The following is a 14,170-nucleotide window of genomic DNA, read 5'->3' on the forward strand; positions in this document are numbered from 1 at the left end:
GATTGTATCGGGTTGCGGTGCAGGGGTACGATTTGGAGCATACTGAGACATGGGAATCGCTGCTGGCCCGCGCCAATGGCGGGGATGCGGCGGCCTTTTCCCGGTTCCTGACCTTGGTAAGCCCGACATTGCGCGCCGTGATCCGCCGCCGGGGCATGGCCCTGCCACCCGACCAGCATGAGGATATTCTGCAAGAGGTTCTGCTGGCCATCCATCTGAAGCGGCTGACATGGCGCGCGGACATGCCGGTGAGGCCATGGTTGTATGCGCTGGCGCGTTACAAGGTGGTTGATGCTTTCCGGCGTCGGGGGGCAGTGCTGCATCTGCCGATCGAGGCCTTTGTGGACATCTTGCCCCAACCCGAAGGCGAGGCGCCGCTGTCGGCGCGGGATGCCGAAACCATGCTGGGCATGATCGACGGGCGGTCCGCCGCGCTGGTGCGTGCGGTCGCGCTTGAAGGCAAGTCCGCCGAGGATGCGGGTGAGGCCGTCGGCCTGTCGGCCGGCACGGCGCGGGTGGCGCTGCACCGCGCGATGCGGCGTCTGTCGCAGATCGCCGAAAGGATGATGAAATGACCCCCGAACACCGCACAGAAAATCTGATCCGCGACATCGCGGTCCGACCGCTGCCGCAGCCCTATGCGCCGGGGGCGCTGCTGGGCATGGTGCTGGGTCTGATCGGGCTGGGACTGGCGCTGTTCATGGGGCTGTTTGGCTTCCGGCCCGATCTGGCCTCGGCCGTGACCGCGCTGCCGGTGCAGGCCAAGTCGCTGCTGGCGCTGGCATTGGCTGCGCCCGCTTTTGGCCTTGCGCTTGCATCGGCCCGTCCATCGGCACCGCTGCGTCTCTGGCCGCTGGCACTGCCCGGGCTGGTCGCCGCTGCCCTTGTGCTGCAGCGCCTGCTTGCAGTGCCGCCGGGCATGGCGGGGGCCGAGATGATGGGACAGACCGCGCTGGCCTGCCTGATGTCGATCACCGCGCTGTCGGCGCTGCCGCTGATGGCGGGCCTGTGGCTGATGCGCCGGGGTGCGCCCACGCGGCCGGGCCTGACCGGGGGGCTGTTGGGCCTTGCCGTCGGGGCAGGGGTGGCGGCGGGCTATGCGCTGCATTGCACGGAGGATTCGCCTTTGTTCTTCGTGCTTTGGTATGGAACTGGCATCGCGCTGGCGGCGCTGACCGGTGCGGTTCTGGGTCGGCTGGTGCTGCGCTGGTGACGCGGGGCGGGGGCTGTCGCAGTGCTGCCCCTTCAAGGATTTCTTGACAATGGTGATGCCGCGGCGCAGCATCCGACGGTTTTGACGGTTCAAAAAGGTATGCGTCATGGCTAAGGAAACACGCTCGTTCGCCGTTATCGGCCTCGGGGCGTTCGGCAGTGCAGTTGCGTCTGAACTTGCACGATTTGGAAATCAAGTCATCGGTGTGGATCTGGATGAACGGCGCGTCGCGCAGATGGCCTCGGTGCTGTCTTCGGCGATGATTCTGGACACAACGGATGACATGGCGCTGAAAGAGGCGGGGATCGACCAGTATGATGTCGCGCTGATCGCCATCGGGCGCGACATTCAGGCCAGCATCCTGACCACGATGAACCTGCGGATGCTGGGCATCGGCACGATCTGGGTCAAGGCATCGAACCGCACCCATCACCGCATCCTGTCGAAGCTGGGCGCGGACCGGGTGATTCTGCCCGAGCAGGAAATGGGCCGCCATATCGCGCAGATGCTGAACAATCCGGTGGTGCAGGATTATGTCAGCCTCGGCAACGGGTTCAGCGTGGTCAATATCGTCATCCCCGGACGGCTGACCGGGCGCGACATGGCCTCGCTTGGCATCGGCAAGACCTATGACCTGCGGCTTCTCGGGTTGATGCGGGGCACGGAATTCCGCGCCTGCGACGCGCCCGATCTGGTGCTGCAGGCGGAGGACAAGCTGATTCTGCTGGGCAAACGGCCCGAACTGCGCCGCTTCGGCGACGCGCTCTGACCCGCAGCACAGCCATGAAACCGCTTCTCATGCATATGTCTAGGGCCGCCTCCGGCCTGCCGCCACCCATGATCCTGTCGGCGCTCTATGCCGTTCTGATCGTGCTGGGGGCCATGGCCCTGAAACTGCCGCTGTCCCATACCGTGCCGATCACATGGTCCGATGCGATCTTCACATCGACCTCGGCGGTGACGGTGACCGGCCTTGTCATCATGGATACCGGCGCCGATCTGACGCTGTTCGGCCAGATGATCGTGGCCTTTCTGATCCAGATGGGCGGGCTGGGTCTGATGACCTTTGCCGTCCTGATCCTGGGCGCGCTTGGCCTGCCGGTCGGCATCACCGGCAAGCTCTATCTGCGCGAGGATCTGAACCAGAGCTCAGTCGACCAGTTGTCCAGACTGGTCGTCACCATCCTCAAGGTCGTGGTCTGCTGCGAGGTGGCCGGGGCCATGCTGCTGTCGCTGACCTTCATTCCGCATTACGGCTTCTGGCAGGGGATCTGGGAATCGATCTTCCATTCGATTTCGGCCTTCAACAATGCGGGTTTCTCGACCTTTCCCAACGGTCTGGTCCCCTATGCCACCGATCCCGTGGTCAATACCGTCATTCCCGCGCTCTTCATCATCGGCGGTATCGGCTATGTCGTGCTGCATGACATCTTCACGCAGAAAAGCTGGCGGGCATGGTCGCTGCATACCAAGATCATGCTGCTGGGCACGGGTTTTCTGATCCCGTGGTCGGTCGCGATGTTCGCCTTTCTGGAATGGAACAATCCCGGCACACTGGGCCAGTTCGACAGCATCACCGCGCGCCTTGCGGTCAGCTGGTTTCAGGGCGTGACGACCCGCACCGCCGGGTTCAACACCACCGATATCGGCGCGATGCATGACAGCACCTCGATGATGTTCATTTCCCTGATGCTGATCGGCGGCGGCCCCACCTCGACCGCGGGGGGGATCAAGGTCACGACCTTCGTGGTGATGATCATCGCGACAGTGGCGTTTTTCCGGCGGCAGCAGCAGCTTCACGCCTTCGGGCGCAGCATCGCGCTGGATCAGGTGCTCAAGGTCATGGCCCTGACGGCGATCAGCATGATCCTCGTCTTTGTCGGGGTGTTTCTGCTGACCGCATCGCATGACGGGCATTTTCTGGATATCAGCTTCGAGGTGGCCAGCGCCTTCGGCACGGTCGGCCTGTCGCGCGGCTATACCGGTGAATTGTCCGAATTCGGCCGCGCGGTCATCATCCTCATCATGTTTCTGGGACGAGTCGGGCCGCTGACACTGGGCTTTTTTCTGGCGACGCGCGTGGCCCCGCGTGTGCGCTACCCCGAAGGCAGGATTTATCTGGGATAAGGGCAACCGCCCCCTGACGCGTCCAATCGCGCAGGGGGGCGGGTCTGGACGGCTCAGGCCGGGTTGCGCCGTAATTTCCGGGCCAGTGACCACAGGCGCGGGCCAAAGACCGACAGGATTGCAATCGCATAGATCGTCAGCGCGATGTTTGAACTGACAAGGAACAGCCAGTCGCCCCGGTTGATCATCAGGCCCCGGCGCAACTGTTCTTCGGCCAGCGGTCCAAGGATCGCGCCCACCAGCGCAGGCGCCAGAGGATAGCCGAAGCGCCGCATGACCAGTCCGATCAGACCGAAACCCAGCAGCAGCACCAGCGCGAAGGGGGACCCCTGTGCGCCGACAATGCCCAGTGTCGCGAAGGTCAGGATGCCCGCATAAAGCCATGGGCGCGGGATGGTCAGCAGCTTCACCCAGATGCCGATGAACGGCACGTTCAGCACGACCAGCATCATATTGGCGATGAATAGACTTGCGACCAGACCCCAGACCAGTTCGGCATTGTTGGTAAACAGCAGCGGCCCCGGTTGCAGCCCGTATTGCTGAAACCCGGCCAGCATCATCGCCGCCGTGGCCGAGGTCGGCAGCCCCAGTGTCAGCAGCGGGATCAGCGTTCCTGCGGCCGAGGCGTTGTTGGCCGCCTCGGGCCCTGCAACGCCCTCGATGGCGCCCAGACCTTCATCGAATTCGCGCCGCGCCTCACCCGTCGCCAGCCGTCTTTCGGTCGTGTAGGACAGAAAGGTGGGGATCTCGGCCCCGCCCGTCGGCAGCGGCCCGAACAGAAAGCCAAACCCGGTGCCGCGGATATAGGGGCGGATGCAGCGTTTGAGATCTGACCAGTTCAGCCAGACCGAGCCGGAAACCGCCTGCGCCTTTTCCTTGTGGTTGATATGCTGGGACGCAAGGAACAGCGTCTCGCCAATCGCGAACAGCCCCACGGCGACAATCGCGATCGAGATGTTGTCGCTCATTTCCGGGATGCCGAAGGCCAGCCGCACCTGCCCGGTCAGCTTGTCCGTACCGACGATGCCGATGGTCAGGCCGATGAACAGGGCCGTCAGCCCCCGCAGCATCGAGCCGCCAAAGGCCGCCGAAACGGTCATGAAGGACAGCACCATCAGGGCGAAATATTCCGCCGTGCCGAAGGACAGCGCGACCATGACCATGAAGGGCGCGATGACCGCCAGCCCCATGGTCGCGAACATGCCGCCGAAGAACGACCCGAAGGCCGCCGCGCCAAGCGCCTTGCCGCCCCGGCCGCGCTTGGCCATGCGGTTGCCCTCAAGCGCCGTCATGATTGACGCGGTTTCCCCGGGTGTGTTCAGCAGGATGGATGAAATCGCCCCGCCATACATGCCGCCGTAATAGATGCCCGCGAACATGATCATCGAACCGGTTGCCCCGAAAGACAGGCTGACCGGCAGCAACAGCGCCACGGTCAGCGCCGGGCCGATCCCCGGCATGACGCCGACCGCCGTTCCCAGCATCACGCCCACCAGCGCGAACATCAGGTTCATCGGTTGCAGGGCGGTCCCAAGACCGTCGAACAGCAGAATAAAGGTATCCATGTGCCTACCGAAGAAGAAGGTCGATTGTCCGCTCCAGCGGTCCGGCGGGCAGCGAAAGGCCAAGCCCGTAGCGGAACAACAGGAACAGAAGCGTCGAAAGCACCGCGCCGACCAACAGGTTCAGCGGCAAGGTGGTCTGCCCGAAGGCCCGTGCGGCACAGGCGAACAGCACCGCCGATCCGGGAATGAACCCGGTGCCGCCGTAAAGCATGGCAATCTCGGCCAGAATCCCGCCGATCAGCCAGAGGATCCCGCCGATGTTCAGCCGCTCGCGCGCCTCGAACCGGCCCTGCAGGGCCATCACCACCGTCAGAATACCCAGAACCGTGATGCCCGCGGCCACCAGATAAGGCACGATCTCGGGGCCGAACTGTGCATAGGACCGGCGGATGACATAGCCCGAGGCGTCATTGACGATGATCGCGGCCAGCACGAACAGCGCCACGGCGATGGCCAGCCCGGCAAGGTCGCGGCGACCAGTGCCCTGCCCGGCCTCATCCTCGTAATGCAGCCGGGGTTCTTCCCCGGCTGACGTGTTTTGCGGCCCGTCCGACATCACTCGGTGATCCCGAGTTCTTTCAGGATCGCGCCCGTTTCGGTGATCTCTTCTTGCAGATAGGCGGCGAATTCATCCCCGGCGAGATAGGTATTGACCCAGCCCTTGGTCGCCAGTTCCGCGTTCCAGCTGTCGGATGCGGCCATCGTGCCGATCACGTCCAGAAGGGCTGCGCGCTGTTCCCCGGTGATGCCGGGCGCGCCCGCGATCATGCGCCAGTTCTGAAGATCGATATCGAAGCCCTGTTCGGCAAAGGTCGGCGCATCCAGATAGTCCTGACGCTCGGCCGCGGTGATCCCGATCACCTTCAGCGCACCGGCCTCGATCTGGCTGGAGAACTCGCTGAAACCGGAAACCCCGACCGTGACCTGCCCACCCAGAATGGCGGCCAGCGCCTCACCCCCGCCGGAATAGGGGATATAGTTGATCTCTTCCGGGGGGGCGCCCGCCGCCTTGGCAAACATTCCCGCCGCGATATGGTCGACACCGCCCGCCGAACCGCCGGCCCAGGTGACGCCGCCGATATCGTCGCGCATGGCTGCCGCCAGATCCTCGGCCGTGTTGATCGGGCTGTCGGCTGCGGCGACGACCACGACATATTCACCGGTCAGACGTGCCAGCGGTGTGATATCGGCCAGCGTGACATTGGAATTGTTGGCGATGATCGCGCCGACCATCACATAGCCGCCGACGATGGTGGCATTGGCATCGCCCGACGAGCGGTTGACGAATTGCTGCAGCCCGATGGTGCCGCCCGCGCCCGCCACGTTTTCAACCTGGATATTGGCGACCAGCCCCTCGGCCTGCAGCGTCGACTGAATGGTGCGGGCCGTCTGGTCCCAGCCGCCGCCCGGTCCCGCCGGTGCCATGATGCGCAGTTCTGAAATCTGCGCGCCGGCCATCGGGGCGATCAGGGACGCCGCGACAAAGGCGGCGATACCGAATTTTTTCATTGAGTCCTCCCAAGACATCAGTTGTGATCTTCAGGGTCGCAACCGGAGACAGGAGGCGGATAGGGCTTTCCCGTGATCCTGCAGGGCATTTCTGCCATGAAGGAACGCTCGACAGGCTGTCGCGGCAAAGGCCCGGCACCTCCCATGTCCGGCTGCAGGACAGTCTAGCGGCCTTCCCTGTCACCGTCCTGTCATCACGGCCCCGTTATCGCGGTCAGCGTTCCGCGCCGGTCAAGGCTGCGGCGGATCGACGATCTTTTGCCATGCGGCCAGAAATCCGCTGCGCCGCTGCGGATCAAGCGCCACCATCAGAACCGGAGACAGGGCAATGGGTTGTGCAACGCCCTGACCCATGGTTGCAATCCGGTCCATCGTCCAGAGGCCCGGACTGTCCGGCATCACCGCCCCAAGGGCCGAACGTCCGGCCGCGATGCCTTGCCCGGCAGGGGAAAGCGCGAAATCCACAAAACCCGCCGCCAGATCGGGATTGGCGGCCTGACGCGGGATCAGCAGGCTGCGCGTCAGGGCCAGCACATAATCATCGGGCACAACGATCCCGATGGGCGCGCCTTCGGCCTGCCGGGCGAAGGCGTAAGAGCCCAGAACATTGTAACCAAGCGCCAGTGCGCCGCTGGCCACATCGTCGATGATCTCGGGGCTGGAATCGCTCAGCCTTGCGCCGACCCGCCCGAAAGCCGCCGCCAGCCGCCAGAAATGCGATGAGATCTGCTGATCCTGCGAGGCCAGAAGATAGCCGACACCACTGCGCGCAATGTCATAGGTCGCCACCCGCCCGGCAAAGCGCGCGGGGTCGCGTTCCAGCAGTTCCGCCAGTTCGCGATGCGTGCGGGGCTGGGTGCCGGGCGGCAGCAGGGTGGGATTGTAGATGATGACCGCCGGTTCATAGGTGAAGCCGATCACCTCGGCCCGCCATTGCGCCCAATCGGGCAGACCGGCAAGCCAGGGGGAGGAATGGGGCAGAGCATGGCCGTCATTGGCCAGCTTCAGCTGCAGGTCCGAGGCCGAGCTGATCAGCAGATCCGGCGCAGGGTCCAGACTGCCCGCCAGATAGCCCTGATAAAGCGCAAGGCTGTCGGTTTCCTGATAGGTAACCGCCAGATCGGGATTCTGGTTCTGAAACGCCGCGATGAAGGGCGTGAAAAGCGCGGTGTCGGTGGTGCCCGCAATCGCCAGCCGCCGGGTTTCAGTCTGCGGCGCAGGAAAGAGCAGCGGTTCGGCCCTTGCCCCCGGCCCCGCAGACAGAAGCGCCGACAAACCCGCCACCAGCGCCAGCAGACGCGCAGCACTGGACCCTGCCTGAACGGGGTCATGGTCAGGGGCGGCAGGCCCGGTGCCGGGCAGGGCGGGCAGCATCACGACCACCGCCAGCCCGCCGCCGGGCCGGTCCTGCAGGGTCAGCCCCCCGCCATGCCCCTCGACCACGCGGTGCGCAATCGCCAGCCCCAGACCCGAGCCGACCTTGCCTTCGACACCCGGGCCGCGCACGAAACGCTGCAGCACCCGGCCCTTGTCGGCATCAGAGATGCCCGGGCCGTGATCCAGCACGGCAAGGCGGATCCGGTCCTGTGGCGCCAATGTCGCCTCGATCTCGATCGGGCCATCGGAATAGGCCAGCGCATTGCCGACAAGATTGCGCAGCATCTCCCGCAGGCCGACCCGGTCACCCTGCACTACGGCAATCGCCGCACCCGGATCAAATACCGTGCTGACGCGGTGACGCTGGTCGGGATCCAGCCGTCCGACCACCTCATCCACCAGCAGCGACAGTGACAGCGCCTGCGCCTCGTTCCGGTCCATACGGTGCGAGATCGTGGCATCCATCAGAAGTTGCGTGACCAGATGGCTGGCTTCGACCGCCGAATCGTGGATGCGTGCGACGCGGGCCTGCAATTGCGCGCTGTCGGTCTCAACCATCGCCAGTTCCGACTGCGCCCGCAAGGAGGCCAGTGGGTTGCGCACCTGATGCGCGGCCTCGGCCACCAGCCCGCCCATCCGCGCCATCGATTGTTCCAGCCGCGCCATGAAATGATTGAGTCCGCCGACAAGGCGCTGAACCTCGACCGGGACCGGCACATCGACCTGCGACAGATCATCCGGGCGGCGCTGCCGCAGGGCGCGGTCCAGCACCGCCAGCGGCGCGAAGGCGCGGCCCACGACCATCCAGACCAGAATAAGCGCCAGCACCGTCAGCACCGCGACCGGAACCAGCGCCGCGCCGACGATTTCAGCGGCAAGTGCAACGCGTGCACCGCGCGTCTCGGCCACCATGATCGTGACCCAGCCGGTGCCTTCCGAAGTCGAGATCAGCCGACCCAGCTGCACCAGCCGAACCGGGTCGCCATTATGGTGGCTGTCGCGGAAGTCCGGCCCCACATCGGTTGCCAGTGGCGCATCGGGGGCAAGATCGGGATACCCGGTCACATGCTCCCCGGCCGGGCCGCGCACCGAATAAAAGACCCGCTCATTGCCCGAAACCATGGCGAAGGCGGCAAAGGGCAGTTCGACCAGAACCGCACCATCCTCGACCAGTACCGATCCCGCAATCGACAGCGCCGCCGCCGACAAAAGGCGGTCCATGGCCTGATCTGCGGCGCGGTTGGCATAGTCGCGGATGAATGTGACCAGCAGCGCCGCCGCGACCAGCAGCATGACCGCCGCAAGTGTCAGGATGCGCCGCCGCAGCGATGGCGCATCAGCCCGCTTCATTCGGCGTTTCTCGCAGCAGATAGCCGACACCGCGCACCGTCACCACCTCGACCCCGCTGCCCGCGATCTTGCGGCGCAGGCGCGACACCAGCAGTTCCAGCGCATTGTCCGACCCTCCATCTTCTAGATCCGACAGGCGCGACATCAGCCGTTCGCGCGTGACCACCCGGCCCGCCTGTGACATCAGCGCCTCCAGCAGGCCGAATTCCCGTCGCCCCAGATCCAGCAGGCGGCCCGCCTGCGACACGATGCGCCCCGCCGCGTCCAGTTCCAGACCGCCCAGATGCAGCGCCGAGGTGAAATGCCCCGCGGGCCTGCGGACCAGCGCGCGCAGCCGGGCCTCCATCTCACGCATGTCAAAGGGTTTCACCAGATAATCGTCGGCGCCCAGATCCAGCAGGCTGACCTTGTCATCGATCTCGGCCTTGGCGGTGATGACCAGAACCGGCAGATCCTGCCGATACTGCCGGATCTGGCGCAGGATCGTGATGCCATCGGCCTTGGGCAGGGTCAGATCAAGGATCACCGCATCAACAGTGCCATCCTCAAGCGCGCGGTCGACATCGCAGCCGTCACTGTTCCAGACCACAAGGTGACCGGCGGCCTGCAGGCGTTTCTCCACCGCTTCGCCGATGTCCAAATTGTCTTCCACAAGAAGAATGTTCATGCCGGAATTTGAGACCAGCCCCGCCGCCAAGTAAAGCCGGATTGTCGCTTGGATCCGACAGGGGACGGTGCGGCCCGCAGGGGTTCATGAAAAAGCGGCCCCGGGAAAGCCCGGGGCCGCCATGTCGGGAACGGAAGAGGGATCAGCCTTCGGCCGATTCTTCCTTCTTCTCGGTGATTTCCTCACCGGTGTCCTGATCGACCATCTTCATGCCCAGCCGGACCTTGCCGCGATCGTCAAAGCCCAGCAGCTTGACCTTCACTTCCTGACCTTCCTTCAGCGCCTCATTGGGGTGCTGAAGGCGCTTGTTGGCGATCTGGGACACATGCACCAGACCGTCACGCTTGCCGAAGAAGTTCACGAAAGCGCCGAAATCGACCAGTTTGACGACGCGGCCGGTATAGACCTTGCCTTCTTCCGGCTCGGCCACGATCGACCAGATCATGTCATAGGCCTTCTTGATGGCCTCGGCATTGTTGGACGCGATCTTGATGACACCGTCATCATTGATATCGACCTTGGCGCCCGAAACCTCGACGATCTCACGGATCACCTTGCCGCCCGAACCGATCACTTCACGGATCTTGTCGGTGGGCACGGTCATGGTTTCGATCTTCGGCGCATAGGCGCTGAAGGCCTGTGCCGAGGTCAGCGACTTGGCCATCTCGCCCAGAATGTGCATCCGGCCTTCGCGGGCCTGCGCCAGCGCCTGCTCCATGATCGCGGGCGTGATGCCGGCAACCTTGATGTCCATCTGAAGGCTGGTGATGCCGTTCTCGGTGCCTGCCACCTTGAAATCCATGTCGCCGAGGTGATCCTCGTCGCCAAGGATATCGGACAGGATCGCGAAGCGGCCGTCATCCTCAAGGATCAGACCCATCGCGACACCGGCCACGGGGGCTTTCAGCGGAACACCTGCATCCATCATCGACAGCGAACCGCCGCAGACTGACGCCATCGAGGAGGAGCCATTCGATTCCGTGATTTCGGACACGACGCGGACGGTATAGGGGAAATCGGTCGCGGCGGGCAGAACGGCCTGCAGCGCGCGCCATGCCAGTTTGCCATGGCCGATCTCACGACGTCCGGGCGGGCCGAAGCGGCCAACCTCACCCACCGAATAGGGGGGGAAATTGTAATGCAGCAGGAAGTTCGACTTGGTGTTGCCGGTCAGGGCGTCGACATATTGTTCATCCTCGCCGGTGCCCAGCGTGGTGACGACCAGACCCTGCGTTTCCCCGCGCGTGAACAGCGCCGAACCATGCGTGCGCGGCAGGATGCCGGTTTCGCAGGTGATCGGACGGATCGTGCGGCTGTCGCGGCCGTCGATCCGGGGCGCACCGTTGATGATGTCGCCGCGCAGAACGCCCGCTTCCAGTTTCTTGATCGCGGAACCAAGGTTCGCATCGGCCAGATCGTCTTCCGACAGGGCGGATTTGATCGCGTCAACGGCAGCGGAAATCGCGTTGGTGCGTTCCTGCTTGTCCTTGATCGCGAAAGCGGCGCGCATCTGCGTTTCGCCCGCAGTCTTCACCCGGCCATACAGCGCGGAGTAATCCGGGGGCGTGAAGTCGAAGGGCTCTTTCGCAGCATCTTCGGCCAGATCAACGATCAGGTCGATCACCGGCTGGATGCTGTCATGCGCGAATTTCACCGCGCCCAGCATTTCGGCCTCGGACAGCTCATAGGCTTCCGATTCCACCATCATCACGGCGTCCTTGGTGCCCGCGACCACCAGATCAAGCCGCTGATCGGGGTTTTCGCGCAGTTTCACCATGTCGTCGCAGTCGGGGTTCAGAACGTATTCGCCATCGACAAAGCCCACGCGGCAGCCCGCGATCGGCCCCATGAAAGGCGCGCCCGACAGGGTAAGCGCCGCCGAGGCCGCGATCATCGCCAGAATATCGGGTTCATTCTCAAGGTCGTGGCTCAGCACGGTGCAGATCACCAGCACCTCGTTGCGGAAGCCATCGACGAACAGCGGGCGGATCGGACGGTCGATCAGCCGCGAGGTCAGCGTTTCCTTTTCGGAAGGACGCGCTTCGCGCTTGAAATAGCCGCCGGGAACCTTGCCGGCCGCGTAATAGCGTTCCTGATAATGCACGGTCAGCGGAAAGAAATCCTGCCCGGGCTTGGCGGCCTTGGCGAAGGTCACATTGGCCATCACCGAGGTTTCGCCCAGCGTCGCAATCACCGAGGCATCTGCCTGACGGGCAACCTTGCCCGTTTCCAGTGTCAGCGTCTGTCCGCCCCACTGGATTGATTTCGTCGTCACATTGAACATCTGTCATCCTATCTGGAACAAGCCCGGCCCCTGCCGTCTGTCCCTTTTGCATGGCGGCCCCATTGCCGCCGCCCCCCAATCCTTCGCATGTGGCCGGGGGCATGGCCTCACGTCGCAGATTGCGGGCGCATACAGGAAAATGGCCCGATTGGAAAGCGGGGAGTTTCGGGGCGGGCAGGTGCCGGACCCGCCATGCGGGCCTTGAAATGCGAAACGCCCGCACCTTTCGGGGCGGGCGTCCGGTCTTGCGGAATGGGCCGGGATCAGCGGCGCAGGCCAAGGCGCTGGATCAGCGACTGGTAGCGCGACTCGTCCTTGCCCTTGACGTAGTCCAAGAGCTTGCGGCGCTGCGCGACCATCATCAGCAGACCACGACGGGAATGGTTGTCTTTCTTGTGGCCCTTGAAATGCTCGGTCAGCGTCGCGATACGCGAGCTGAGGATCGCAACCTGCACTTCCGGAGAGCCAGTATCGCCCTCCTTGGTCGCGTATTCCTTGATCAGGCGGGCTTTTTCTTCAGCAGTGATCGACATCGGGATCTCCTTCGGTTCGGGTGACGGCACAAGCCGGGATGTCGTCCAGCAGGGCCCTTGCCCGCCACATCAGCGGCGGATGGGAGCACTTAGGTCAGAATCGCTGGAAAGGGAAGCACCGATTTCGGCGCCGCGCGGCAAGGGTGGCTGGGTGCATTAGTGCATTTTAACCAACTTGTCAGAAAACGCCGCAATCCTGCCGGGTTGCGCTGTGGATGCTGTCCGTTTTGTGCCATGCCCGGGCGCGATTGTTGCGAGGGGGCTGGAACGGCGCGACCAACGCTTGCGACCGGCCAGATGTTCGGGGCCCGCTGTTCCGGGTTGGTCGAGGGGTTTTGTCATGCTGGCGATACTGGGTTTGTTCGGGGCTGTCTGTGCCGGGTTGCTGGCTGACAGCGTTCTGAGTGCAAGAACCGAAAGCAAGGCAGGGGATGAAGACGCGGGAAGCGCCTCTGACCCCGCCGGGGCCGCAGAAACCACAGAAACGCCACAGGACGCCCCGCCCGGCGACATGCTGGACTGGATGGATGACCCGGCCCTGGACACCGTGATCGGTGCGGCACTGGATGCCTCTGACGGTCTGGCGGACTTCGCGCCGCCGGGACCGCCGCTTGATCCGACGAATTCACGCGACGAAGGGCCGGAATCCTCTGATCTGCCCTTGCCTGCCGATCCGCCCCTGACGCTGCAGACCGGGGCGGGGGATACGATTCTGACCGGTTCGGGCGGTGCCGATACGGTTCTGGGTGGGCCGGGCGATGATCTGCTGGGCGGGCGCGCGGGCGATGATCGGATCGACGGTGGCGCAGGGCGCGATGTGATCGATGGCGGCACGGGCGCGGACCGTTTGTCGGGTGGCGCGGGCAGTGACACCATCCATGCCGGGGATGGCGCGGACCGGATTGCGGGCGGCGCAGGCGCGGATCTGCTGACCGGGCAGGAGGGGGATGACCGGGTCCGGGGCGGGGCCGGGGATGACACGCTGCTGGGCGGCGCGGGGGGCGATGTGCTGGCGGGCGGAACCGGCGATGACTGGCTGGCGGGTGGCGGCGGCAATGACCTGCTGCATGCCGGGCCCGGCATGGATACGCTGGATGGCAATGATGGCGATGACACGCTGTTCGGCTTCGATCCTGCGGATGAGGGCGCGGCGCGGGCGGGTGGCGGTTCAGCGCCCGGTGTGAATTTCCTCAATGGCGGGGCGGGGAATGACAGGCTCTGGCTCGCGGCGAATGACCATGGGCATGGCGGCGACGGGGCCGATCACTTCCATATCGGTGACTGGATCGGCGAGGGCGGTTTTGCCCGGATCGCGGATTTCGACCCCGCCGAGGATGAGATCGTGGTGATCTATGATGCCGAGGCGCATCCCGACCCGCAGGTGACGCTGATCCCGGGGGAGGGGGAACAGGATGTCGTGGTCATGCTGGACGGTTTCCCGCTGGCGCAGATCGCGGGCGGGGCGGGGCTGGATGTGGCGCAACTGCGGATCATGCCCATGACCGATCTGCCCGGGCCGCCGGTCGCGTGACAGGGGTGATGGCG

Annotated in this window: 12 protein-coding genes; 5 read left to right on the forward strand and 7 right to left on the reverse strand. The window is 64.5% G+C overall.

Annotated features, from left to right (window positions below):
- Positions 1 to 32 precede the first annotated feature (32 nt).
- From JL811_RS06845 to JL811_RS06860, 4 genes are all read left to right on the forward strand, one after another.
- On the forward strand, positions 33 to 575 hold the full coding sequence (locus JL811_RS06845; protein WP_237684835.1) for a sigma factor: 543 nt from the start codon (positions 33 to 35) through the stop codon (positions 573 to 575).
- Positions 572 to 1,213 (forward strand): NrsF family protein, encoded by a 642-nt coding sequence (locus tag JL811_RS06850; RefSeq protein WP_202687739.1) that lies wholly within the window; start codon positions 572 to 574, stop codon positions 1,211 to 1,213. Before JL811_RS06845 ends, JL811_RS06850 begins: the two co-directional genes overlap by 4 nt.
- A gap of 106 nt (positions 1,214 to 1,319) precedes the next feature.
- Positions 1,320 to 1,982 (forward strand): potassium channel family protein, encoded by a 663-nt coding sequence (locus JL811_RS06855; protein WP_202687740.1) that lies wholly within the window; start codon positions 1,320 to 1,322, stop codon positions 1,980 to 1,982.
- 14 nt (positions 1,983 to 1,996) lie between these two features.
- Entirely contained in the window at positions 1,997 to 3,340 is a 1,344-nt protein-coding gene (locus JL811_RS06860) for a TrkH family potassium uptake protein (RefSeq protein ID WP_202687741.1), read from the forward strand.
- Positions 3,341 to 3,393: 53 nt separating this feature from the next.
- Here the strand turns inward: JL811_RS06860 and JL811_RS06865 are convergent, their stop codons facing one another.
- The 7 genes from JL811_RS06865 to rpsO all read right to left on the reverse strand — a co-directional run bounded on the left by JL811_RS06865 (position 3,394) and on the right by rpsO (position 12,625).
- Positions 3,394 to 4,905, reverse strand: a complete 1,512-nt coding sequence (locus tag JL811_RS06865; protein ID WP_202687742.1) for a tripartite tricarboxylate transporter permease — start codon at positions 4,903 to 4,905, stop codon at positions 3,394 to 3,396.
- A gap of 4 nt (positions 4,906 to 4,909) precedes the next feature.
- Positions 4,910 to 5,461, reverse strand: a complete 552-nt coding sequence (locus JL811_RS06870; RefSeq protein WP_202687743.1) for a tripartite tricarboxylate transporter TctB family protein — start codon at positions 5,459 to 5,461, stop codon at positions 4,910 to 4,912.
- Positions 5,461 to 6,414, reverse strand: a complete 954-nt coding sequence (locus JL811_RS06875; RefSeq protein ID WP_202687744.1) for a Bug family tripartite tricarboxylate transporter substrate binding protein — start codon at positions 6,412 to 6,414, stop codon at positions 5,461 to 5,463. Before JL811_RS06875 ends, JL811_RS06870 begins: the two co-directional genes overlap by 1 nt.
- Positions 6,415 to 6,645: 231 nt before the next feature.
- Positions 6,646 to 9,141, reverse strand: coding sequence for a sensor histidine kinase (locus JL811_RS06880; protein ID WP_202687745.1), 2,496 nt, complete (start codon positions 9,139 to 9,141; stop codon positions 6,646 to 6,648).
- Positions 9,128 to 9,808 carry a response regulator transcription factor gene (locus JL811_RS06885; RefSeq protein ID WP_202687746.1) on the reverse strand — a complete coding sequence of 227 codons (681 nt, stop codon included), beginning with the start codon at positions 9,806 to 9,808 and terminating at the stop codon, positions 9,128 to 9,130. Before JL811_RS06885 ends, JL811_RS06880 begins: the two co-directional genes overlap by 14 nt.
- Before the next feature lie 142 nt (positions 9,809 to 9,950).
- The gene (gene pnp / locus JL811_RS06890; RefSeq protein WP_202687747.1) at positions 9,951 to 12,092 is read right to left on the reverse strand and encodes a polyribonucleotide nucleotidyltransferase; all 2,142 of its coding nucleotides are present in this window, start codon (positions 12,090 to 12,092) and stop codon (positions 9,951 to 9,953) included.
- 263 nt (positions 12,093 to 12,355) lie between these two features.
- A complete protein-coding gene (rpsO, locus tag JL811_RS06895; protein WP_202687748.1) occupies positions 12,356 to 12,625 on the reverse strand; it encodes a 30S ribosomal protein S15 in 270 nt (89 codons plus the stop codon).
- Positions 12,626 to 12,965: 340 nt separating this feature from the next.
- Here rpsO and JL811_RS06900 point away from each other — a divergent pair, with 340 nt between their 5' ends.
- Entirely contained in the window at positions 12,966 to 14,156 is a 1,191-nt protein-coding gene (locus tag JL811_RS06900) for a calcium-binding protein (RefSeq protein ID WP_202687749.1), read from the forward strand.
- Positions 14,157 to 14,170: the final 14 nt, after the last annotated feature.

It is taken from the genome of Szabonella alba, assembly GCF_016765775.1.
Classification (GTDB): domain Bacteria; phylum Pseudomonadota; class Alphaproteobacteria; order Rhodobacterales; family Rhodobacteraceae; genus Szabonella; species Szabonella alba.

Excerpts from the sequence above, each read along its gene's own strand:
- JL811_RS06885 (WP_202687746.1), bottom strand. The coding sequence starts at position 9,808 with ATGAACATTCTTCTTGTGGAAGACAATTTGGACATCGGCGAAGCGGTG.
- rpsO (WP_202687748.1), bottom strand. The coding sequence starts at position 12,625 with ATGTCGATCACTGCTGAAGAAAAAGCCCGCCTGATCAAGGAATACGCG.
- JL811_RS06875 (WP_202687744.1), bottom strand. The coding sequence starts at position 6,414 with ATGAAAAAATTCGGTATCGCCGCCTTTGTCGCGGCGTCCCTGATCGCC.
- JL811_RS06870 (WP_202687743.1), bottom strand. The coding sequence starts at position 5,461 with ATGTCGGACGGGCCGCAAAACACGTCAGCCGGGGAAGAACCCCGGCTG.
- JL811_RS06900 (WP_202687749.1), top strand. The coding sequence starts at position 12,966 with ATGCTGGCGATACTGGGTTTGTTCGGGGCTGTCTGTGCCGGGTTGCTG.
- JL811_RS06850 (WP_202687739.1), top strand. The coding sequence starts at position 572 with ATGACCCCCGAACACCGCACAGAAAATCTGATCCGCGACATCGCGGTC.
- JL811_RS06860 (WP_202687741.1), top strand. The coding sequence starts at position 1,997 with ATGAAACCGCTTCTCATGCATATGTCTAGGGCCGCCTCCGGCCTGCCG.
- pnp (WP_202687747.1), bottom strand. The coding sequence starts at position 12,092 with ATGTTCAATGTGACGACGAAATCAATCCAGTGGGGCGGACAGACGCTG.
- JL811_RS06865 (WP_202687742.1), bottom strand. The coding sequence starts at position 4,905 with ATGGATACCTTTATTCTGCTGTTCGACGGTCTTGGGACCGCCCTGCAA.
- JL811_RS06880 (WP_202687745.1), bottom strand. The coding sequence starts at position 9,141 with ATGAAGCGGGCTGATGCGCCATCGCTGCGGCGGCGCATCCTGACACTT.
- JL811_RS06855 (WP_202687740.1), top strand. The coding sequence starts at position 1,320 with ATGGCTAAGGAAACACGCTCGTTCGCCGTTATCGGCCTCGGGGCGTTC.